Source organism: bacterium (assembly GCA_037143175.1).
GTDB lineage: Bacteria > Verrucomicrobiota > Kiritimatiellia > CAIKKV01 > CAITUY01 > JAABPW01.
The window spans coordinates 25,130-45,870 of the sequence record JBAWZF010000018.1 but is presented as its reverse complement, the minus strand read 5'-3'; the positions used below and the strand labels follow the sequence as shown (position 1 = coordinate 45,870).

Sequence of the window (20,741 nt, the reverse complement as noted above, 5' to 3'; positions counted from 1 at the left end):
GCCAACCCATTGTCCGCCGGGAAGGGGATGGGAAAATGAACATGGTCCGGTTATACCTAAGCCATTGTTTGATCCTTCTGATAGTGACGGTGATCGGTTGTAAGGCCGGTTCTGTGAGGCCTCCGGCAGTAGCCGGGGCCTTCTATGAAAGTTTTCCACCTGCCCTTGACCGGCAGGTGGAAAACTTGCTGACTAAGGCGGTGCGGCCCGCAACAACAGGGCTGTTGGTGGCGGCTGTGTCACCCCATGCTGGCTTTGTTTTTTCCGGTTCCTGCGCGGTAAGTATCTACAGCTTGCTGTCCAGTGGTCAGTATGACCGGGTCATTATCATGTGTCCCGCGCACCATGTTTTTGTCAAAGGGGTATCCCTGCCGGATCCGCTCCTGACCGCATACTCCACACCGCTGGGCACAGTGCCCATTGACCGTGAAGTGTGTAATGCCTTGCGAGATAAACCTGGCTTTGTGACCTTGCCAGCCGCTGCTGTCCAGGAACATGCCATTGAGGTGCAACTGCCTTTTTTACAGAAGACGCTCCAGTCGTTCCGGCTCGTGCCACTGATATGCGGGCCGGAAGGGCAGGTGGATTTAGGGGCTGTGAGTGCTGCGTTGGTTCCCTGTTTTGGGAGTAATACGCTCGTGATAGCCTCCTCTGATTTTACGCATTATGGCGAGAATTACGGGTTCAAACCATTTGTCGCTAATATCCCGGAACGCCTACAGGTCTGGTTGAAACAGTCCAGTGAACGGGTCGCGGCGTTAGATCTGAAAGGCTTTTCTGCTCATTGCGAAACCACCCATGATACGATTTGTGGTGAGATGCCCATCAAAATCCTGGTCGCGACGCTAATCGGTAGTGGTCGAAATCTCTCCGGTCAGGTACTGAGTCAGGCTACCTCGGGTGAATTGACGGGCAACTTTGAAAATTCAGTATCTTATGCGGCGATCGGGTTTTTCTCCGGCAATACGGTCGCAGCGGGTCTAAATCAGAATCGGGCCGGGTATAAGGAGGGCCATATCGTGAAAGAACATCGAAGTGGAGGGTGGACGCCGGGTTTGACGGAGGCCGAAAAGGGGACGCTCTTTGCCATTGCGAATGACACCTTGAAATGGTGCGTCGCCGGGCGGCATGGGAAATTTGATTTTACTAAATACGCCATAACCCCTCTGTTAAAGGTTGAGATGGCCACCTTTGTGACGCTTAAAATTCACGGTGACCTCAGGGGCTGTATTGGTTCTTTAGCACCAGTGGAGCCCTTGTATCAATCGGTTCACAACAATGCGGTCAATGCGGCCCTGCGGGACCCACGGTTCAATCCGGTTGAGGATCGGGAGTTGCCGCTGATTGAAGTGGATGTGTCCGTGTTGAGTCCCATTCGCGATATTCCGTCCATAGCCGATTTCAAAATTGGCCAGCAGGGGATCATTCTTGCGAAGGGGCGGTATCGGGCGGTGTATCTTCCCGAAGTGGCAACCGAGCAGGGCTGGACGATGGAAGAGACGCTCGCATCGCTGAGCCAGAAGGCAGGGCTCCGGCCCGATGCCTGGCGTGAAGGTGCCACGTTTCAGGTGTTCGAGAGCGTCGTGTTGTCGGAGAAATGAGCATCTTTATTATATGCGTCGTCTATTCGATTATCGTTCGGTATCGCGGGAAAAACGAACCCACATCATGGCCGCCATGTTGTTTGGTTCCATGCTGAGTTATTTTCTGCTTACACGGTTTGTCCTATCGGTAGGGGAAGTTGAAGGGGCCAGTATGCTGCCGACACTCCGGGACGGGGAGCGTTATCTGATTAACCGGGTGATCTATCAATTTAAGGATCCGGAACCTGGAGACATTGTCGAGATCAGTCGGAAAGGTTCAGATGAATTTGCGGTCAAACGGATTATCGCCGCTCCGGGTGACGTCGTGCAATTTAAGGAGGGGCGTGTCTATGTGAATGGGAAGGTTCACCCGGAGCCGTATCTGCCAAAAGGGTTGATGACAGATGGCAAAGCGCTCGGAAGTGAAGCCTTTGTTGTGGTTGATAACGCGTATTTTATCCTGGGCGACAATCGCTCAGCCAGTGTTGACAGTCGGGTATTTGGTGCGGTGCAACGGCGGCAGCTGGTGGGCAGACTCTGGATCTGGTAGCCAGCTGGTGATGCATCACAAAAATTGGCGCTCTGGCTTATTCAACTTCCTTCAAGGTGTATTTTTGTTTGCCCATTCCGAGTTCCGCAAGGAACTCTACCACCGCATGCGGATCCTTGCCATGTACGCGTTCAAATAAGTGACCCTTGGTCCCCATCTTCCACCCGGGTGGTAATGAATGGGGGATCAGATTCTCAGTTTTCACCAAATCCAGCGAGGCCTGCTCAATGGCGACGATATCGCGACCGGCCAGAATCCCAATGTCCGGCACCAGACTGGCTGTCGTCATGCCCCAACAGTCACAGAAGATTGTAATGTTCATCAGCATATTGATGAAGATCCGATGTTCTGCGGGGAAATTTTCAAGGACGAGTTTGGTAGTGAGTGCCATTCCTCGTTGGAAATCACGATATTTTCCGCCCAGCATGGTCAGCGACTTTTCCGGGCAGATCAGTACGCAGTGCTGGCAATACTTGCAATTATGATAAAAGACATCAAAACGGTCTTTATCAAAAGAAATGGCACCTGTAGGGCAGTTCTTTTCGCACTTACGGCAACGTGTGCAGGCCTTCTCATCCCACTCGAGCCCACCTTCGAGGGCATGCAACGTACCGCGAGAGCGTTGCGTCACGCAGCCCATGGAAAGATTTTTTGATGCGCCCCCGAACCCGCAGGCGCCATGTCCTTTCACATGCGAGAAGTCGATCAGTGCCTCCGCAGCCAGCACTTCGCCGCCGATATCCACTTTTGTGAATGATCCAAACGGGGGATTAATCTCCCGTGTCTGGAAGTGCGTATCTGTTTGTCCGGACAGGGGCACCAGCGGACAACCGACTGTTTCTGCTGTATACCCTCGCTCTACCGCCTGAAGTACCGCCCCGGGGGAGTCGGTAATGAAGACCGTTTTTGCGCCCGCCTCCTTCACTTTCTCGACAAGTTTGCGAGTGAAGAACGGGTGAATGGTGGTAAAGCCCATGCCGCCCCCCAGGTGCATTTTGATACATGTACGCTTCCCCTTGACTGCTGGTGCCAGATCCAGCGTATCCAGTAAGCGCATCCATTTGGCCCCGATTGAATTGACCGGTTCCAAGTTCTTGGCCGCATATTTTGCAAATAGTAAGTTTGTCATGTTTAAATGTTCTCCTGTTATTACCAGCGGCTTGTCTTATAGGCGCTTGTGGCTGGAAGTTCAAGCCCCACTAACTTTTCTCCGAAAAAAGGCCTGTCTAGTTGGCCTCACTTGCCTGCCAGCTGATCGTGAGTGGTAGGCGAGTATCCCGTGCCGGGTTTCCCACAGGCCATTCGGTGAGCCAATCGGTGAAATTCCAGTAAGGAAGGTGATCGATCAACCCGTTTTCAAGCCGCTTCCGCTCGAACCAATCAAGGACTGTCTTGATACCTGGCATGACCTCCTTAACCAGTTCCAGATCCCCAAAATAGTCGTAATAATACCGGACCATCATCACCCAATACAGGCTGAAACCGGGGATGAACTGCGTCCACGTCGAAGGATAGCGTGACTGAGTGATGCCTTCGTGTAACCGGGACCAGTCATACTGCAGGATGGCTTGTCTTCCGAGCCGCCCGTCACCCGCTGCGCTATAGGAGACCAGTGCCTGGATCCGGGTATCGCCGACATACTGAAGTTGCTCGTAATAGGGGCAGTCGTAATAATGTTCATGCGCGCAGAGCCGTGCCGTTCGCCAGACAATGTCCAAGATTTTTCGGCAATCGGGGTCATCACCATTAAAGGATGCCCGTTGTTTAAGCGGATACATGAAGGTCCGGAATCTCGGCGTCTCGAGTGTAACCGGGGAGTCCGGGCTGGCTTGAATATCCAGCTCAATGAAACGGAAAGTCCGGAACCAGAAAGGCTCATACTCCGCCAGCTTTCAATCAAGCCGGATGAGATCGCTATATTCGAATACCCGGCCGTCCGGATGGTCCCGTTCCCGTTTTTCATTTCCTACGAACAACGATTCAGAATAGGTGATTTTAACCGTGGCGTTTTTTCCGCCTTTAAAGGCAAACAAAGGGAAGGCGGTGGTTAAGGCGCCCGCATCGAGGGTGAGTTTAACAGAGCCTGAAACTTTCAAGGGGGCTATAGCCGCGAGCCAGCGGGTGGCTTTCGCGAAGTCCACTCCTTCAGCACGGAACACGCGTTTGAAATCCGATTTTTTCTCCTCCATCATTTTCTTCCATGGGCGGGACGACCGCATAGGCGCGAAGATCATATTCCGCATTCAAAGGTCTGTGTTTCCGGGAGAGGTCTTCAGCGCATTTCCAGTCTGTCGTGGTCTCAAGGTTGATGAGTTTTTTTGTCTTTGTGAAAACACCCCGGCGATCAGGAATCCTGAGCCGCAATGCATTTCGGTTATGGATAATCCATCGGTGAAGGACAATCCATCCCCCGAAACGAAGCAGGTCGTTTCGCCAGACGCGATACCACTTGCGCCAGCCGAAGCGGATGTTCCATAGCAATTCTGGTGTAGATATTGAAGGCGGGGAAGGCCGGAATGATCATCCGGAATCGTCGCCTTATAGGAATATCGCCCATATGCGTGAGCCCTTTCTGTGTGTATGGGGTTACAATAGACCGAATCATAAAAGGGCCAATCGGGCGAACCATGATCTCTGTATCAGGATGATCCTGATAAGGAGAAGGGGTTAGTTGAGCGTTTGAAAATATTGATCGACGGGCTAAGAAAAAATGGTTTAAATCTTAACAACTGCGTTTGCGTGACTGTTCGATGGCGATTTTGAAAAGTTTGAAAGAAAGGGCCGGAAGATATTGAAAAATCATCGTTTGATTCCATACTCTTATTCCCCTGGATTCACACTCGTGGAGATCATGATTGTGGTCGCCATTATTGGTATGCTTGCCGCCCTTGCGATTCCCAGCTTCCAAAAAGTGAGGATCAATTCACAAAACTCTGCGTTCAAGAATGACTTGCGGATTATTGATGCCGCAATCAATCAATACATTGTCGACAAAAAGGGGTACCCGGCTGATGTGAATGAAAAGATCATGCCTCCGGAACTTGTCCCTTATCTCAAGAGCTCGGACTGGTCGCAGCCCACGCCTATTGGAGGCTACTGGGACTACGATTACAATTGGGGTATGACCTGCGGAATTGGGGTGTTTGGTCCCTCAAGAAATGATGCCGAGATGGAAACACTCGGTGACTTCGTTAAATACGGCGGCCAATACATACAAGTCATTGTGCCGTAACTAACAGTGAGCAGTAGATAGCGGGTAGAGGGCAGTGACCTCTTCATATTTGCAGAGGTCAAACTAATGTGCTAAATACGACACATGCTTCTTACTGAAACCGTTACCCCTACAAACTCACATGAGTGGACGGCCAACTGGCACACGCATACGGCCCGCTGCAAGCATGCGAGCGGCACGGTGGCCGATTATTGCGCTGTTGCTGCGGTGTATGGACTTACTGATTTAGGCATCTCAGATCATACTCCTTTCGCCGATGGCCGCTGGCACAGTGTGCGTATGGCGATCGCGGAGTTGCCTACCTATCGCGCAGAGATTGAGGCGGCGCGTCCGCTGTTTCCAGGTCTTCGTCTGTGGGCTGGCTTGGAGTGTGAGTTCCGCAGGGAACTTGGTGGATTTTACCGTGAGGTGTTATTGCAGGAACACTGCATGGACTATCTGGTCGGCGCGGTGCATTGGTTTCCATACCGTGATGCCTGGACTAGTTTGGAGGAACCTAGTGTGCGAAACGATCCAAAGGCGTTGGCGGCCTATGTTACGCACATTATTGACTGCATGAGTGCTAACTTATTTTTGTTTATGGCGCATCCGGATGCGTTTGCTGGTTTTTACGTGATTTGGGATGCCGAGGCGGCTGCTGCGAGCCGTGATATTCTTGAGGCGGCACGAGACTTGGGTGTCCCATTGGAAATTAATGCCTTTGGCCTGCGTAAACCTCGTATAGAGACCCCGCAGGGGCTGCGGTGGCGATATCCCTTGGAACCTTTCTGGCAGCTGGCTGGCGAATGCCGCACACCTTCTGTGGTAAATTCTGATGCCCATCGTCCGGAAGATATTGCTGGCGAAGTGAACAGGGCACTCGCCTGGGCTGTTCGCTTCAACGTGCCCCTTGTGGATCTGCAACAAGTGGTGGTGAAACGAAATACACGGATAAAGAGGTGATCGTATGTTGAAATTCATCGTCGATTCCGGACTGTGTACGCGATGTGGATTGTGCGTGCAAGACTGCCCTGCCAACATCATCAGGCAGGAAGGTGATGCTGCGCCTGATATCGCGCCGGATCAGGAACTGCTCTGTTACCAGTGCCAACACTGTCTGGCTATCTGTCCCACGGCGGCGCTTTCAATTCTAGGCCGGAACCCGGCGGAGAGTATTCCTCTGACCACAGGGAGTCTTCCATCTTGGGAACAGGTTGACCGTTTTGTCCGGGGACGCCGCAGTATTCGTCGGTATCGGGACAAGAATGTGGATCCCGGTCTGATCCAAAAACTTTTGACCACTCTTGCAAATGTGCCGACCGGAGTAAACCGACGTGAACTGATCTTTACCGTGATTGATGACAGGGTTGTCATGCAGAGACTTCGAGTACAAATTTACAAAGCCCTGGCGGCGGCTGGTGGGACTAGGCGCGTCCCGGAATATCTTAATACTGCGGCATCGGCCTATTTGGAGCAGGGGACTGACCGGGTTTTCCGTGGTGCACCTCACGCCCTCATTATATCTGCCCCACTTGATGCACCCTGTCCCCGCGAGGATGTGGTGCTGGCTTTGGCATATTTTGAATTCCTGACACAGAGTACGGACCTGGGAACGGTGTGGTGGGGGATGTTCAAGTCCATCATGGAGTCGCTACCCGAACTGAAGCCTTTGGTCAACCTTCCAGAGGATTATGTCTATTACGCCATGCTTTTCGGGATTCCTGCCATCCATTTTGTACGTACCGTCCAACGTGATGATGCTGCTGTAATCAGAAGAGTAGAATAGAAGGCTTCATATGCTTCATATTTATGTCGATGCTGATGCATGCCCGGTCAAGCAGGAGGTATATCGTGTTGCGCATCGATATCATCTCAAAGTGACCTTGGTGGCCAACTCCTGGATGCGCGTTCCTCGCGAGCCATGGCTTTCACTTGAGGTGGTAGGAGATGGATTTGATGCGGCCGATGATTGGATTGTCGATCATGCGGAGCCTCACGACATTGTGATAACCTCTGACATTCCTCTTGCCAGTCGTTGCCTGAAGAAAGGGGCGCGAGTCATGGGGTCAACAGGAAAGTCGTTCAGGGAAGATAATATCGGGCAGGCCATCGCAACGCGGGCACTGTTGTCAGAACTTCGTGATGCTGGCGAGATAACGGGAGGGCCTCTGCCGCTGAACGTGCATGACCGCTCCCGTTTTTTGCAAGAACTTGACGAAGTGATTCAAACAATCCGTCGTAAGCATCCATCGCCCTCTATCTAACTTTACCTGTAAAATGGCCGCTCTTTTCTCACGGAAGGTTGACAGGCTGTAAGTCTATTTGTGAGGTTAATTATTTCTTTGCGAATTCTGATTGTTCCGGAATTGCGAAAAAACTAATGACCAAGTAGTATGTCGGCTTCGTAATCCTCTAGAAGGGGGAGAGCATTCTCAAGGTGGGGGTAATTTTCATGAAGTTATTTGTTCCTGGCCGTATTTGTCTTTTTGGCGAGCACTCTGATTGGGCTGGCAGTTATCGCCGTATCAACGGAGAGCTTGAAAAGGGCTACACGATCATCACGGGCACCAACCAGGGCCTGCATGCCACGGTCAAACCCCACCCGAATAAGTTAATTCTCAAGACGACCCTGAGCGACGGCACCCCGTTCGGCCCTTATGAGATCCCGATGGATCGTGAGGCCTTGCTGGTAGAAGCTCAAAAAGGAGGCTTCTTCAGTTATGCCGCAGGGGTCGCCTATCAGGTTTTGACGCATTACCGGGTGCGAGGCTTGGAGCTTGATAACTATCTTACTGATCTGCCGATTAAAAAAGGCTTGTCTTCCAGTGCGGCAGTTTGTGTGCTGGTGGCCCGTGCATTTAACCGGCTCTATGACTTGAAAATGACCGTTCGCGGTGAAATGGAATTCGCTTATTTAGGTGAAATTACCACGCCGTCCCGTTGCGGGCGTATGGATCAGGGATGCGCCTATGGCAGCCGTCCTATTATGATGAGCTTTGATGGCGATCGGATTGACGTCTCAGAACTGAATACCCCCAAGGATCTTCATTTTGTCATTGTGGACCTTCACGCTGGCAAGGATACCCGCGAGATTTTGAATCACTTGAATCACTGTTACCCTTTCGCGGAGGATGAGATCCAAAAAGGGGTCCAGAAGTACCTGGGTCCGGTGAGCTCCACGCTCACCCAACGTGCCGCCCAGGCGATCCGTGAAGGTGATGCAAACCTTATTGGTGAGCTCATGCGGGAGGCTCAAGCCGAATTTGATAAGTATTGCATTCCGGCATGTCCCTCGCAGTTGACCTCGCCTGTTCTCCACAAAGTGCTTAATTATGCTCCCCTCCAAGCTCTCGTTTTGGGAGGCAAAGGAGTGGGGTCGCAAGGCGATGGCACTGCTCAGTTTATCGTCAAGGATCAGGAGACGCAGGAGAAGGTAATTGAGATCATCGAGCGCGATCTCAAGATGAGCGGGCTCAGACTTGTGCTTCAGGCAGGACGTCGGCTTCGTAAGTGCGTTATACCTGCCGCTGGTTTTGGAACCCGGTTGTTCCCTGCCACCAAGGCCCTTAAGAAAGAACTGTTTCCCATCATGGATCGACAGGGACGAATGAAGCCTGCCATTCAAATCATCGTTGAGGAAGCCGTGCAGTCCGGCATTGAGGAGATCGGACTGATCGTGCAAAGTCGAGACAAAGAAGTTTTCGAGGACTTTTTTTACTCCCCGCCGCCCATCGAAAACTTCAATAAGTTGTCCAGGGAAAATCAGGAGTACAGTCAGTACCTTCTGGATATTGGACGACGTGTGAAGTTACTGCCGCAGGATACCCAGGAAGGGTTCGGGCATGCGGTCTATTGTGCGAAGGACTTCGTCAAAGAGGAGCCGTTTTTGCTCATGCTGGGGGATCATCTTTATGCCTCTGCAATTGACCGCTCTTGTGCCGGGCAATTGATGGATGTTTATGAGAAAACCGGAATGAGCGTGGTGGGCCTAAAGGCCATGCCCGCCGACCAGGTAAAACATTTTGGCTGCGTTACGGGAATGTGGCAGAAGGAAGGTGAAATTCTGAGCATCACCGAGTTCGCCGAGAAACCTGATGCTGAATATGCCCGCGCGAATTTGAAGGTGGATGGCTTGGCCGATGATACCTTCCTGACGGTTTTCGGCATCTATATCATCAAGCCCCAGATATTTCATCTGCTTGGGGAGAACATTCGGAATAATATCCGTGAGCGTGGCGAGTTCCAACTTACTTCGTGTCTGGATGAATTACGAAAACTGGATGGATTCGTCGGCTGTGTCGTGAAAGGACGCCGTTTTGACATCGGGCTTCCCGACGTTTACCGGCAAACCATGATTGATTTCCCAAACGCCTGATACCTCTCGGGGCTTTAGCCTGCGGCCGGCTTGGCCGCAGGGCAGATGGCTTCTAAATCCTGATATTTCCACTGCAGGGGGAAGTCGCGACACTGGCGGGGCTTGGCTGCCTGAATATGGCAGGCCGCCAGGGCACCCTCCAGAAAGATGCAGGAACCGTCCGGCAAATCCTTTAGCGACAAGCCCCGGCGGTCATCCCTGAGCCGGGTGAATTGCTCGGTGAAGGAGGCGACCTCCATACCCAGTTCAGCCGCAATCGCTTCCGCTTCGCCATCGTCAAGACGTACCTCTCCGTCATGACGACAGCAGTTTCCGCATCGCAGACATTGGAATGACGGTACTATTTTCCCACCTCGATCACACTGGGATCGTAATTGGCCGGGGCTTCAAAACCGAGCAGATTCAGGCAGGTTGCCGCCAGGCTACTGATGCCGAGGCCCTTGTGGCCGCTCAATTTAAGTTTCGCGCACTGGCTGGGGTCATAGACAATCACAGGAACCGGGTTGAGTGAGTGGGCGGTTTTGACCTTGATTTTGCCGTTCTCCAGCTTCGTCTTGCCGGTTTTCTTATCATGCTCATACATGTCATCCGCATTTCCATGATCCGCTGAAATCACCAGGATGCCGCCTGCCGCCTGGATCGCGGGGAGCAGGCGCCCGATGCAGAGATCGACCGTTTCCACGGCGATTTGAGTGGCCTGATAGACACCGGTATGCCCGACCATATCGCCATTGGGGAAATTCAACCGGATAAAGCGGTGGGTATTCCCGGCGATGGCCTTCAATACGGCATCAGTAATCTCCGCTCCCTTCATCCAGGGACGTTGTTCGAAAGGAAGGATATCGGAGGTGATCTCGTAATAATCCTCCAGGGCGGCGTCAAATTTTCCGGAACGGTTACCGTTGAAGAAATAGGTGACGTGTCCATACTTCTGAGTTTCGCTGATAGCCATTTGTTTGATGCCAGCATGCGCCAGATATTCGCCCATGGTTTCGGCGATCGCCGGGGGTTCGACCAAATAGTTTTTCGGGAGTTTCAAGTCGCCGTCATATTGCATCATTCCGGCAAAAAGAACCTTGGGGCGTGGGGAACGATCAAACTCGGTGACCGTGTCGTCCTCGAATGCGCGGGTGATCTCGATGGATCGATCGCCTCGGAAATTGAAGAAGATGACGCTGTGGTTGTCCGTGATATTGCCGATCGCCTGTCCCTTATCGGCGATTACGAAAGCGGGAAGATCCTGATCAATGACTCCGGGTGTTGCTTTACGGAGTGCCTCGATGGCGGTGCGTGCCGAGGGATACTGGGCACCGAGTCCACGTACATGGGTGTCCCAACCGCGTTTGACCATATCCCAGTTGGCGTTGTAGCGATCCATGGTGATATTCATGCGTCCACCGCCGGAGGCAATCCGGAAATCAGCGGCACCGCCTGCGTTAAGTCCCGCGAGAAATTGTTCGAAGGGATCAACATAGTCCAGGGCAGAGGTCTCACTGACATCCCGGCCATCCAGTAGGATGTGAATCCGGGCGCATTTCACGCCTTCGGCCCTGGCCTGGGTGAGCATGGCCTTGAGATGATCAATGTGGCTATGGACATTACCATCCGAGAACAGGCCGATGAAATGAAGCGGGGTGTGATGGTTAAGGCAATTGGCGACTTGGGCTTTCCAAACCTGGCCCTGGAACATCGCGCCGGAGTTGATGGCGTCGCTGACCAGGCTGGCGCCCTGGGCGAAAACGCGGCCGCAGCCGATGGCATTGTGCCCCACTTCGCTGTTTCCCATGTCCTCGTCGCTGGGGAGACCAACCGCAACGCCGTGTGCTTTGAGCTGGCTGTAAAGGGCATTGGCCTTCAACCAGTCGAGATTCGGGGTGAGTGCCGTGCGGACCGCATCTCCTTCCTCATATTTCCCAATACCAACTCCATCCATGATGACCAGAACCACCGGGCCTTTCGGGCCGGGGAAAATCGATTTTTTCAATGCCTGCATTGTTGTGTCCTTTCGTTGAAAATGGCTTTAAGTTTACCTAAAAACCAGATGGCGGTAAAGAGGGTTCACGAGATGATTATTTTATGTTATTCTTGACGCCCGTGAAAAGAGCCGTTCCATTTCTTTGTTTAATTCTTTTGACCTTGTGGGCGACAGGGTGTGCCTCTGTGCGGCCGCCCAGGGACAGTCGTGCTGTGGAGCGACGGATTCTCACTACCGGGTATTGTCCCTGTGGTGAATGTTGTGGATGGCGTCGTAATTGGCTGATGCGACCGGTCTATACGTCGGGTCCGTTGAAGGGGAAGCGCAAAGAGGTCGGTGTGACGGCCAGTGGCATAAAGGCGCGGCGGGGAACGATCGCGGCTGATACGGGTCGTTATCCTTTCGGTACGGTGATGTACATTGATGGATATGGCGCCGGGCGGGTCGAGGATCAGGGCGGGGCCATTACAGGTGAACACATCGATTTATATTTTCCCACTCATCGCGAAGCCCTGGCATGGGGTAAACGTGTGAAATGGGTGCGGGTATGGTATGGTGGTTGAGAAGTTAAAAGTAAGGAGAAATCATGAGTATTGAAATTGCAAAAAATATTTTCTGGGTAGGCGTGACGGATTGGGGTATTCGGCGGTTTCACGGTGTTGAATTGTCAGTTCATCGCGGAACGACTTACAACGCGTACCTGATCATGGATGAAAAGATTGCGATTGTGGATGCCGTCTGGGATCACCATGCCGATGAATTCATGACGAAGATCAAAGACATTGTGGATCCGGCCAAGATTGATTATGTGATCGTGAATCACGCGGAACCGGATCATTCCAGCAGTTTGCCGATTCTCATGAAGCACTGCCCGAATGCGACGGTAGTTCTTACCAAAAACGGGGCTGCCAGTGTGGAGGGCCATTATCATGAAAAGTGGAACTTCCAGACCGTCAAGACCGGTGACAAACTTAGCCTTGGTAAAAATGAGTTGGTTTTCATTGAAGCCCCGATGCTTCATTGGCCTGACACCATGTTCACTTATGTGACCGGGCACAATATTCTAATGTCCAATGATGCCTTCGGGCAGCATTACGCCTCGGCATTCCTCTTTAATGACCTCGTCAATCAGGCGGAGCTCTATGAAGAGGCCTTGAAATATTACGCCAATATCCTAACCCTTTATAGTGACAAGGTTTTGAAAAAGATTGATGAGATTCTGGCACTCAATCTTCCGGTCGACATGATTGCTCCCAGCCATGGGGTTATCTGGCGTAATGAGCCCTTGCAGATTGTCGCTAAGTACCAGGAATGGGCGCGGCAGATACCTGCCCCGACCGCCCTGATTGTTTACGATACCATGTGGAATGCCACTGAAAAAATGGCCAAAGCGATTGCCGAAGGCTTAATTGAATGTGGCGTGGACTGCAAGGTCTGCCATGCGGCTTTGTCGGATGGGAATGATTTGATGGTAGATATTTTTAAAGCCAAACTGGTCGTGCTGGGCTCCTGTACCCACAATAATGGGATTTTACCGTCCATGGCCAAAATTCTTGAAGAGATGAAAGGGCTTCGCTTTAAAAATAAAATCGGGGCGGCTTTCGGTTCTTATGGGTGGAGCGGCGAGAGCGTCAAGGATATCGAAGAAGTGTTCAAAAAGGCGGGCATTCCCGTCGCTTTGCCCGGACTTCGTGTTAAGTGGCAGCCCGGTGCGGCCGAGGTCGAGGCCTGCCGTGCTATGGGACGGCAACTGGCGGCTGCAGTGAAGGCCCCTTGAGTTATTGGTGTTGCTGGCGATAAGCGGAAGGGGATAGGCCGTAGACGCGAACGAACTGCCGGATGAAATGGCTGTGGTCATAGAACCCGCACTGAGCGGCAACGTCTGTGATCTTGGCCGGGGTTGAGGTCAGGATCTGGCAGGCCTTGGTGAGTCTCAAGCGAATGAGGTATTGCACCGGGGTCACCTGAAAAAGCGTCTGGAATCGGCGCTCAAATTGGCTGAGCGACAAATGGGTGATGGCGGCAAGCTCTTTGACCGTGACAGGCTCAGGGTAATGGTCTTCCATGTGTTTCATGACACCATCCATCGATTTGTACCGGCTGGCGGTGACATTCGTTCGGTTCAAGTCGCGTGTCATCCCCGCCGTTCCAACGATCTCGCCGCCATCATCCCGGATCGGGATTTTTGTCGTGATATGCCAACTGATACTTTTATCGAAGTTCGGGACCAGTTCCACTCGGCTGGCCATCGGTTTCCCGCTCCTGATGACCTGCCGGTCATCCCGTACAAAACGGTCTGCCAGCTCCTTGGGTGAGAAGTCATGGTCTGTTTTGCCAACAAGCTCTTTCAGGTTGCGTGCTCCCAGCATTTTGAGGAAAGCCGGGTTGCCGTAAAGGAACTCACTGTTCATGTTTTTTACAAAAAAAGAAACATCCGGCAAGAAGTCAAACAGCTTCAGTGCTGAATGAACAGGTGATGCCATTGAAAATTGATACGTTTTGTTCATGCCGAAAATATACACAAAGATGCGCAATTCATGCAAGACCACTGAAAGGTCTGAAATCTAGTATGTCACTCTGTAATTTGTCCGGAGAAATCCGGCTTAGCACGAGTTTCGGTTTGAACTCACAACAAAACGGAAGACATGACAATGGCAGCGAAAAATAAACAGGACGTCGTTAAAGTCGGGATTATTGGGTGTGGTGGCATTGCCAACGGTAAGCATATGCCCAGCTTGAAGAAATTACCGCATGTGGAAATTGTCTCATTTTTTGACATCGTTCCCGAAAGGGCGACCGCTGCGGCCACAGCCTTTGGCGTCAAGGGTGCCAAAGTGTGTGGAAGCTATAAGGAAATGCTCAATGATAAGACCGTTGATGTCATCCATGTTTGCACTCCCAATAAATCCCATTCGGATCTTGCGATTCTGGCCTTGGATGCTGGTAAGCATGTCATGTGCGAAAAACCCATGGCTAAAACTTCTGCGGAGGCCCGCCGAATGGTCCAGGCGGTGAAGCGTACCGGAAAAAAACTCACCATTGGTTATCAGAACCGGTTTCGAGCCGATTCTCTGTTCCTCAACAAAGTCTGCCGGGACGGCGAATTGGGAGACATTTATTATGCCAAGGCTCACGCTATTCGCCGACGGGCTGTTCCGACCTGGGGTGTATTCCTGAACGAGGAGGAGCAGGGGGGGGGGCCGTTGATCGATATCGGGACTCATGCCTTGGATCTGACTCTATGGCTGATGAATAACTACAAGCCCGTAAGTGTTATGGGCTCAGTTTATCATAAGCTTGGAAGTCGCAAAAATGCTGCTAATGCATGGGGGCCATGGGATCCGAAACAATTCACCGTGGAAGATTCGGCCTTCGGGTTCATCACTATGGAGAACGGCGCGACCATCATGCTTGAGTCCAGTTGGGCTTTGAACGATCTCCAGGTTGGGGAAGCCAAGACCACCCTGTGTGGAACTGAGGGCGGAGCAGATATGTGGGACGGGTTACGTTTAAATGGCGAAAAGCATGGGAAGCTCTTCGTTAATAAAGTGGATATGTCCGGCGGCGGTGTTGATTTCTTTGCAGGAGTTTCGGAGAATGAGTCCGATCGCGAAGCCCGCATGTGGATTGACTCCATCATTAACGACACGGATCCCATGGTGCGGCCTGAACAGGCTTTGGTGGTAACGGAAATTTTGGAAGCTATTTATAAGTCTGCGAAAACAGGGAAACTCGTCACTTTCAAATAAAGAATAGGAGTGTGATCTATGGCGCGACAGGTAACATTATTCACAGGGCAATGGGCTGATATGACGTTGGAACAACTTTGCCAGAAAGCAAAGGGATTTGGTTATGATGGGCTTGAATTGGCATGTTGGGGCGATCATTTTGAGGTGGATAAAGCGGATGCCGCCTACTGCCGTCAGAAACATGAGACGCTGGCCCGTCATGGCCTGAAGGTGTATGCCATCAGTGCCCATCTTGTGGGGCAGGCGGTGTGTGACCAGATTGATGAGCGCCATAAATCCATACTTCCTGCCTATATCTGGGGCGATGGCGATCCTGAAGGGGTGCGCCAGCGTGCAACCAAGGAGATGATCAAGACCGCCAAGGCGGCTAAGACCCTCGGCGTCAAGGTTGTCAACGGCTTTACAGGCAGCTCGATTTGGAATTTGCTCTATGCATTCCCGCCCGTATCGGAGGCGATGGTCGCCGCGGGTTACAAGGACTTCGGAAAACGATGGAAGCCGATCTTGGATCAGTTTCAGAAAGTTGGCGTGAAGTTTGCCTTGGAAGTGCATCCCACCGAGATTGCCTTTGACATTGTTTCAGCTGAGCGTGCCCTGGCCGCCGTTGATGGACATCCGTCTTTCGGGTTCAACTTTGATCCGAGTCATTTGGGGTATCAGGGTGTTGACTATGTGAAATTCATTGAGCGGTTTAATGACCGGATTTTCCATGTTCATATGAAGGATGTTGCCTGGGGTCAGACCCCGCAGTTGTCCGGTGTGTTCGGGGGACATCTCACTTTCGGGGATGCCCGGCGGTTCTGGGATTTCCGTTCATTAGGTCGTGGGAATGTGAATTTTGAGCCGATCATTCGCGCCTTGAACCGGATCAACTATCAGGGGCCCCTCTCGGTGGAATGGGAAGATAGCGGAATGGATCGTGAACATGGAGCCCGGGAGGCCTGCGAATTCGTCAAACGGCTTGATTTTCCGCCCTCGAATGTCGCATTTGATGCAGCTTTTGAAAAAGGATGATTTATGAAAAAACCGTTTCGTGTCGTTTTGGTGGGCTGTGGAGGCATTAGTGGGGCCTGGTTGAAGCCCGTGGCAACTATGCCTGATATCCAGATTGTCGGGCTGGTGGATCGTGTTGAGGAGAGTGCCCGCAAGCGGGCGACTGAGTTCCATTTGGAGTCGGCGGAGATTGGGACAAATCTCCGCACGGTTCTCAAGAAGCTGAAGCCGGATATCGTGTTCGATTGTACTGTGCCTGAAGGTCATGTCGAGGTGGCTTTGGAAGCCTTCCGTCATGGCTGTCATGTGCTGGGAGAAAAGCCCTTGGCCGACAGCATGGCAAATGCCCGTCGGATTGTGAGGGCGGCCAAAAGGGTAGGGCGTACGCATGCGGTCATCCAGAATCGACGGTTTGATGCCAATATCCGGACGGTGCAAAAATTGGTGGAGTCGGGTCGTATCGGAACTTTGACCACCCTGAATTCCGATTTCTACATCGGGGCTCATTTTGGCGGCTTTCGTGACCGAATGGAGCATGTGCTCCTGCTGGACATGGCGATCCATACCTTTGATGCTGCGCGTCTCTTGGGCGGCGGGGACCCCGTGTCCGTTTATTGCAAGGAATGGAATCCAAAAGGCTCCTGGTATGATCACGATGCTTCAGCCATGGCGGTGTTTACCATGAGCAACGGACTGGTGTATACTTATCGAGGCAGCTGGTGTGCTGAAGGGATGAATACCACATGGGAAAGCACGTGGCATGGGATTGGTACTAAAGGCAGTTTCCGCTGGGATGGTGCGACGGACATCCGGGCGCAGGCCGTCAAAACTAAGGGGGGCTTTTTCTCCACATGGGAAGACATTGTGGCGGAGCCCTTTACCGACGAAAGCAGAACGGGTTTTCATGGTGGTCAGATTGCGGATTATGTGAAATGTTTGCGCAAGGGCAAGTCGCCGGAGACCATTTGTACGGACAATATCAAGAGCCTGGCGATGGTTTTTGCCGCGATTAAGAGTGCTGCATCTGGTAAAGAGGAAAAGGTCAAGTGACCTGTTTGTTTATAAAGAAGGAAATTTCATATTATGAATCATCAAAATCATTGTGACATCAGGATTGGTACGCTGGTGAGTGCTGGCAAGGATACCAAGAAATACATCCAGCAGATTATTCAGCATGGATTTGAGAGCTTTTCTTTAACCTTTTGGCAGACAATAGGTGATGCCGACCTGAAAACCTTGGCGGCTGAGGTCAAGGAAGCGATTGGTAACAAGGACGTCGTCATCAGTTCGTTGGGCATGTTCGGAAATCCTCTTGAGAATGACGAAAAGGATCTGGCCACCCGGCGCGGCTGGGAAACCTTGATCGACAATGCGCATTTGTTTGGTGCGGATGTTGTCGCCGGATTTACCGGCCGACTGCGGGGCCAGTCGATCGACGCGTCCATTCCCCGGTTTAAAGAAGTTTTTGGAGAGTTGGCTCGACGCGCGGAAGGCAAAGGGGTCCGTCTGGCTTTCGAGAACTGCAGTATGGGTGGCACCTGGCAAAGTGGCGATTGGAATATCGCGCACAATCCCGATGCATGGCAATTGATGTTCGATGCGGTTCCAAGCGCTAACCTTGGGCTTGAATGGGAGCCCTGTCACCAGATGGTCGCTCTGATTGATCCTCTTCCCCAACTCCGGAAATGGGTCAACCGTATCTTCCATGTACATGGAAAGGATGCGTCCATATTGTGGGAGGTAGTTAGGACTCATGGAGTATATGGCAATAAGCAATTTGCCTTCCACCGCACTCCGGGATTTGGTGACACCAATTGGACGGATGTTATTACAGAGTTGCGGCGTGGCGGGTTTAAAGGCTCCATTGATATTGAAGGCTGGCATGATCCGATTTACAGGGATGATTTGGAAATGACGGGCCAGGTGCATGGCCTGAATTTCCTGAAGCATTGCCGGGGTGGGGCATTTGTGCCAAATCCGGGAATCTAATAGGGGTAAAGTTCTCTGGACTCGACGAAGAATGGTCGAGTCGCTATAGTCCCCCTCCGTGAAACCGAATCAAAACTTTCTCGAAAAGATACGTGCTGGTGTCATGTTGTTTGATGGCGCCATGGGGACGATGATCTATCAGCGTGGCGTCTTTGTGAATGTGTGCTATGACGATTTGAGTTTGACGCAGCCCCAATTGATTTTGGGGATTCACAAGGAATACGTCGAGGCAGGCGCCGATGTTATTGAAACCAGCACGTTCGGCGCCAACCGTATTAAACTCTCGGCTTACGGCCTGGCGGATCGTGTAGCGGACATGAATCGTGCGGTCAGGTTGGGGGTGAACACCGCGCTTTCTGTGCTCGCGGGGGGATCATGAGCACCGTTCTTGATAAAATCAATGGCCCGGCAGATGTAAAACTGCTCTCACCAGATGAGATGACCGACCTGGCAAATGGAATCAGGGTGCTCATGATCGAGACCATCAGCAAAACGGGTGGTCATCTGGCCTCCAATTTGGGTGTGGTGGAACTTACCCTGGCAATTCTAAAGGTGTTTCAACCGCCAGAGGATAAGATTTTGATGGATGTCAGCCATCAGGCTTATACCTATAAAATCCTCACAGGGCGCAAAAACCAGTTCGCCACGCTTCGTCAGTATGGTGGGCTTTCAGGATTTATGAATCGCAATGAGAGCCCCTGTGATGCTTTTGGCGCCGGACATGCGGGAACCGCTTTGTCGGCAGCTCTGGGGATGGCTGTGGCGCGCGATCGACAGGGGGGCAACAATCATGTGGTGGCGGTGGTAGGAGATGCCGCTCTTGGCGGTGGATCCTCGTTTGAGGCTCTGAATAATATCCAGGGCACCACGGGGCGGATGATTGTAATCCTGAATGATAATGAGATGTCCATTTCCGCAAATGTTGGGTCTGTGTCCAAATATCTGGGCGCGCTTCTGACAAACCGCAGCTATAATAAATGGAAGCACTCTGTTGAGTCGGTGGTGAAGCGCATGTCGGGGCAATCGAATGTTTTGAGGCGTTTGTATTACCGGGTTGAGGAATCCATCAAGAGTATGTTTCTTCACAGTGTGTTGTTCGAAGAATTCGGGCTTCGATATATCGGCCCGATTGACGGCCATGATATACCGCGTTTGGTGGCTGCTTTGGAAATCGCCAAGAACAATGACGGGCCGATTATCCTGCATGTGCTCACGCAGAAAGGCCGAGGCTATTCGTTTGCCGAGAAATGTCCCGAAAATTGGCACGGAATTGGTAACTTCGACGTTGAATCGGGGATTCCAATTTCCTGTTCCTCGGCTCCTTCCTACTCGCAGGTTTTTGGCAATACTCTTGAAAGGCTTGCCGCGAGTGATTCCGGGATCGTTGCCATTACGGCGGCCATGCGATCAGGAACAGGGCTCACCTCTTTTGCGACTCGTTTTCCTGAACGCTTCTTCGATGTGGGGATTTGCGAGGAACATGCCGTAATTTTTGCTGCCGGTCTGGCTTCCCAGGGGATGACCCCGGTGCTGCCTCTCTATTCAACGTTCTCGCAGCGCGTGGTGGACTACATTCTTCATGATGTTTGCCTGCAGAACCTGCCGGTGGTGTTCTGCCTCGATCGCGCAGGGGTTGTCGGTGATGATGGCCCTACGCATCATGGAGTATTTGACATTGCCATGATGCGAACGTTCCCGGGATTGATCATTATGCAACCTGCCGATGGGGCGGAGCTGTCCCACATGCTCTATTCGGCAATCAAATGGAAACGTCCGGTGGTCATTCGCTATCCCCGCGGAATTTGTGCCGGGTTTGAACCACCAGATCAGTTTGAAGAGGTTCCTTTGGGAAAATCACGTATTCTACTAGAAGGGTGGGAAATCCAGATTTGGGCGTTGGGCGACATGATCCCGGTGGCGATAGCGGCAGCTGACATTCTGGTAACCAAAGGGTTTTCAGTGGGGGTTGTAAATGCAAGATTTGTGGCCCCATTGGATCTGGATTTGATCACGGGCCAGAGTACGTTAGCCCGGACATTCGTCACTCTTGAAAATGGGGTTGCCGCAGGAGGGTTCGGGACTGCGGTTGCTGAAACGCTGGGCGATCTTGGGTATCAGGGCCGCATCATCAGGAACGGTTGGCCTCGTGAGTTCGTTCCGCATGGAGCCCCTGCGATACTGCTTGAAAACTTTGGCCTGACCGCCGAAGCCATTGCTGAACGGGTGGAGAAAACGCTCAGGATTCAAAAGACGGACGACAATAGACAGGATACAGAAGTCTGTAGACATAAATCAGTGGTCAGAATGGAAGCCTGA

The 20,741-nt window shown here is 52.1% G+C and carries 22 protein-coding genes; 15 read left to right on the top strand and 7 right to left on the bottom strand.

Going from position 1 to position 20,741, the window contains the following annotated elements:
- Window positions 1-35: 35 nt before the first annotated feature.
- Together amrB and lepB are read left to right on the top strand one after the other, a co-directional pair.
- Window positions 36-1,601 (top strand): AmmeMemoRadiSam system protein B, encoded by a 1,566-nt coding sequence (gene amrB / locus WCI03_07895; protein MEI8139774.1) that lies wholly within the window; start codon window positions 36-38, stop codon window positions 1,599-1,601.
- Between the two features lie 13 nt (window positions 1,602-1,614).
- Complete coding sequence (lepB, locus tag WCI03_07890; protein ID MEI8139773.1) at window positions 1,615-2,133, top strand: signal peptidase I; 519 nt, start codon at window positions 1,615-1,617, stop codon at window positions 2,131-2,133.
- 37 nt (window positions 2,134-2,170) lie between these two features.
- On the opposite strand, the gene WCI03_07885 is transcribed toward lepB, so the two are convergent.
- The 4 genes from WCI03_07885 to WCI03_07870 form a co-directional block, all read right to left on the bottom strand.
- Entirely contained in the window at window positions 2,171-3,262 is a 1,092-nt protein-coding gene (locus tag WCI03_07885) for a DUF362 domain-containing protein (GenBank protein ID MEI8139772.1), read from the bottom strand.
- Between the two features lie 97 nt (window positions 3,263-3,359).
- Window positions 3,360-3,911: a hypothetical protein gene (locus tag WCI03_07880; protein ID MEI8139771.1), complete on the bottom strand. Its 552-nt coding sequence runs from the start codon at window positions 3,909-3,911 to the stop codon at window positions 3,360-3,362.
- A 114-nt stretch (window positions 3,912-4,025) separates the two neighbouring features.
- Complete coding sequence (locus tag WCI03_07875) at window positions 4,026-4,325, bottom strand: hypothetical protein (GenBank protein ID MEI8139770.1); 300 nt, start codon at window positions 4,323-4,325, stop codon at window positions 4,026-4,028.
- 182 nt (window positions 4,326-4,507) lie between these two features.
- Window positions 4,508-4,690, bottom strand: a complete 183-nt coding sequence (locus WCI03_07870) for a hypothetical protein (GenBank protein MEI8139769.1) — start codon at window positions 4,688-4,690, stop codon at window positions 4,508-4,510.
- Window positions 4,691-4,924: 234 nt separating this feature from the next.
- On the opposite strand from WCI03_07870, the gene WCI03_07865 reads away from it, so the two are divergent.
- From WCI03_07865 to WCI03_07845, 5 genes are all read left to right on the top strand, one after another.
- Window positions 4,925-5,365, top strand: coding sequence for a type II secretion system protein (locus WCI03_07865; GenBank protein ID MEI8139768.1), 441 nt, complete (start codon window positions 4,925-4,927; stop codon window positions 5,363-5,365).
- Window positions 5,366-5,449: 84 nt separating this feature from the next.
- Window positions 5,450-6,307, top strand: a complete 858-nt coding sequence (locus WCI03_07860; protein MEI8139767.1) for a PHP domain-containing protein — start codon at window positions 5,450-5,452, stop codon at window positions 6,305-6,307.
- Window positions 6,308-6,311: 4 nt separating this feature from the next.
- Entirely contained in the window at window positions 6,312-7,130 is an 819-nt protein-coding gene (locus tag WCI03_07855; protein MEI8139766.1) for a nitroreductase family protein, read from the top strand.
- Between the two features lie 10 nt (window positions 7,131-7,140).
- Window positions 7,141-7,608 carry a YaiI/YqxD family protein gene (locus tag WCI03_07850; GenBank protein MEI8139765.1) on the top strand — a complete coding sequence of 156 codons (468 nt, stop codon included), beginning with the start codon at window positions 7,141-7,143 and terminating at the stop codon, window positions 7,606-7,608.
- 188 nt (window positions 7,609-7,796) lie between these two features.
- On the top strand, window positions 7,797-9,719 hold the full coding sequence (locus WCI03_07845) for a sugar phosphate nucleotidyltransferase (GenBank protein MEI8139764.1): 1,923 nt from the start codon (window positions 7,797-7,799) through the stop codon (window positions 9,717-9,719).
- Window positions 9,720-9,733: 14 nt separating this feature from the next.
- Here the strand turns inward: WCI03_07845 and WCI03_07840 are convergent, their stop codons facing one another.
- Together WCI03_07840 and gpmI are read right to left on the bottom strand one after the other, a co-directional pair.
- Complete coding sequence (locus tag WCI03_07840; GenBank protein ID MEI8139763.1) at window positions 9,734-10,042, bottom strand: YkgJ family cysteine cluster protein; 309 nt, start codon at window positions 10,040-10,042, stop codon at window positions 9,734-9,736.
- Window positions 10,043-10,059: 17 nt separating this feature from the next.
- Complete coding sequence (gene gpmI / locus WCI03_07835) at window positions 10,060-11,712, bottom strand: 2,3-bisphosphoglycerate-independent phosphoglycerate mutase (protein ID MEI8139762.1); 1,653 nt, start codon at window positions 11,710-11,712, stop codon at window positions 10,060-10,062.
- A 101-nt stretch (window positions 11,713-11,813) separates the two neighbouring features.
- Between gpmI and WCI03_07830 the strand changes: the two genes are divergently transcribed.
- Complete coding sequence (locus WCI03_07830) at window positions 11,814-12,257, top strand: 3D domain-containing protein (GenBank protein ID MEI8139761.1); 444 nt, start codon at window positions 11,814-11,816, stop codon at window positions 12,255-12,257.
- 23 nt (window positions 12,258-12,280) lie between these two features.
- On the top strand, window positions 12,281-13,471 hold the full coding sequence (locus tag WCI03_07825; GenBank protein ID MEI8139760.1) for a flavodoxin domain-containing protein: 1,191 nt from the start codon (window positions 12,281-12,283) through the stop codon (window positions 13,469-13,471).
- Between the two features lies 1 nt (window position 13,472).
- On the opposite strand, the gene WCI03_07820 is transcribed toward WCI03_07825, so the two are convergent.
- Window positions 13,473-14,177 carry an AraC family transcriptional regulator gene (locus tag WCI03_07820; protein ID MEI8139759.1) on the bottom strand — a complete coding sequence of 235 codons (705 nt, stop codon included), beginning with the start codon at window positions 14,175-14,177 and terminating at the stop codon, window positions 13,473-13,475.
- 168 nt (window positions 14,178-14,345) lie between these two features.
- Here WCI03_07820 and WCI03_07815 point away from each other — a divergent pair, with 168 nt between their 5' ends.
- From WCI03_07815 to dxs, 6 genes are read left to right on the top strand one after another with little or no spacing between them, the layout of a single operon-like run.
- Window positions 14,346-15,443, top strand: coding sequence for a Gfo/Idh/MocA family oxidoreductase (locus WCI03_07815; protein ID MEI8139758.1), 1,098 nt, complete (start codon window positions 14,346-14,348; stop codon window positions 15,441-15,443).
- 18 nt (window positions 15,444-15,461) lie between these two features.
- Complete coding sequence (locus WCI03_07810; protein ID MEI8139757.1) at window positions 15,462-16,457, top strand: sugar phosphate isomerase/epimerase family protein; 996 nt, start codon at window positions 15,462-15,464, stop codon at window positions 16,455-16,457.
- Between the two features lie 3 nt (window positions 16,458-16,460).
- A complete protein-coding gene (locus WCI03_07805) occupies window positions 16,461-17,486 on the top strand; it encodes a Gfo/Idh/MocA family oxidoreductase (GenBank protein MEI8139756.1) in 1,026 nt (341 codons plus the stop codon).
- Between the two features lie 33 nt (window positions 17,487-17,519).
- Window positions 17,520-18,425 carry a sugar phosphate isomerase/epimerase gene (locus tag WCI03_07800; GenBank protein MEI8139755.1) on the top strand — a complete coding sequence of 302 codons (906 nt, stop codon included), beginning with the start codon at window positions 17,520-17,522 and terminating at the stop codon, window positions 18,423-18,425.
- Between the two features lie 58 nt (window positions 18,426-18,483).
- Complete coding sequence (locus tag WCI03_07795; protein MEI8139754.1) at window positions 18,484-18,804, top strand: homocysteine S-methyltransferase family protein; 321 nt, start codon at window positions 18,484-18,486, stop codon at window positions 18,802-18,804.
- Entirely contained in the window at window positions 18,801-20,741 is a 1,941-nt protein-coding gene (gene dxs, locus WCI03_07790) for a 1-deoxy-D-xylulose-5-phosphate synthase (protein MEI8139753.1), read from the top strand. The genes WCI03_07795 and dxs overlap by 4 nt, the downstream gene beginning before the upstream one ends.

What these genes read in the sequence shown, in the direction of transcription:
- WCI03_07820 (MEI8139759.1), bottom strand. Translation starts at nt 14,177, where the DNA reads ATGGCATCACCTGTTCATTCAGCACTGAAGCTGTTTGACTTCTTGCCG.
- gpmI (MEI8139762.1), bottom strand. Translation starts at nt 11,712, where the DNA reads ATGCAGGCATTGAAAAAATCGATTTTCCCCGGCCCGAAAGGCCCGGTG.
- WCI03_07845 (MEI8139764.1), top strand. Translation starts at nt 7,797, where the DNA reads ATGAAGTTATTTGTTCCTGGCCGTATTTGTCTTTTTGGCGAGCACTCT.
- WCI03_07805 (MEI8139756.1), top strand. Translation starts at nt 16,461, where the DNA reads ATGAAAAAACCGTTTCGTGTCGTTTTGGTGGGCTGTGGAGGCATTAGT.
- WCI03_07815 (MEI8139758.1), top strand. Translation starts at nt 14,346, where the DNA reads ATGGCAGCGAAAAATAAACAGGACGTCGTTAAAGTCGGGATTATTGGG.
- WCI03_07855 (MEI8139766.1), top strand. Translation starts at nt 6,312, where the DNA reads ATGTTGAAATTCATCGTCGATTCCGGACTGTGTACGCGATGTGGATTG.
- WCI03_07880 (MEI8139771.1), bottom strand. Translation starts at nt 3,911, where the DNA reads ATGTATCCGCTTAAACAACGGGCATCCTTTAATGGTGATGACCCCGAT.
- lepB (MEI8139773.1), top strand. Translation starts at nt 1,615, where the DNA reads ATGCGTCGTCTATTCGATTATCGTTCGGTATCGCGGGAAAAACGAACC.
- WCI03_07810 (MEI8139757.1), top strand. Translation starts at nt 15,462, where the DNA reads ATGGCGCGACAGGTAACATTATTCACAGGGCAATGGGCTGATATGACG.
- WCI03_07885 (MEI8139772.1), bottom strand. Translation starts at nt 3,262, where the DNA reads ATGACAAACTTACTATTTGCAAAATATGCGGCCAAGAACTTGGAACCG.
- WCI03_07875 (MEI8139770.1), bottom strand. Translation starts at nt 4,325, where the DNA reads ATGATGGAGGAGAAAAAATCGGATTTCAAACGCGTGTTCCGTGCTGAA.
- WCI03_07860 (MEI8139767.1), top strand. Translation starts at nt 5,450, where the DNA reads ATGCTTCTTACTGAAACCGTTACCCCTACAAACTCACATGAGTGGACG.
- WCI03_07870 (MEI8139769.1), bottom strand. Translation starts at nt 4,690, where the DNA reads ATGGGCGATATTCCTATAAGGCGACGATTCCGGATGATCATTCCGGCC.
- dxs (MEI8139753.1), top strand. Translation starts at nt 18,801, where the DNA reads ATGAGCACCGTTCTTGATAAAATCAATGGCCCGGCAGATGTAAAACTG.
- WCI03_07850 (MEI8139765.1), top strand. Translation starts at nt 7,141, where the DNA reads ATGCTTCATATTTATGTCGATGCTGATGCATGCCCGGTCAAGCAGGAG.
- amrB (MEI8139774.1), top strand. Translation starts at nt 36, where the DNA reads ATGAACATGGTCCGGTTATACCTAAGCCATTGTTTGATCCTTCTGATA.
- WCI03_07825 (MEI8139760.1), top strand. Translation starts at nt 12,281, where the DNA reads ATGAGTATTGAAATTGCAAAAAATATTTTCTGGGTAGGCGTGACGGAT.
- WCI03_07800 (MEI8139755.1), top strand. Translation starts at nt 17,520, where the DNA reads ATGAATCATCAAAATCATTGTGACATCAGGATTGGTACGCTGGTGAGT.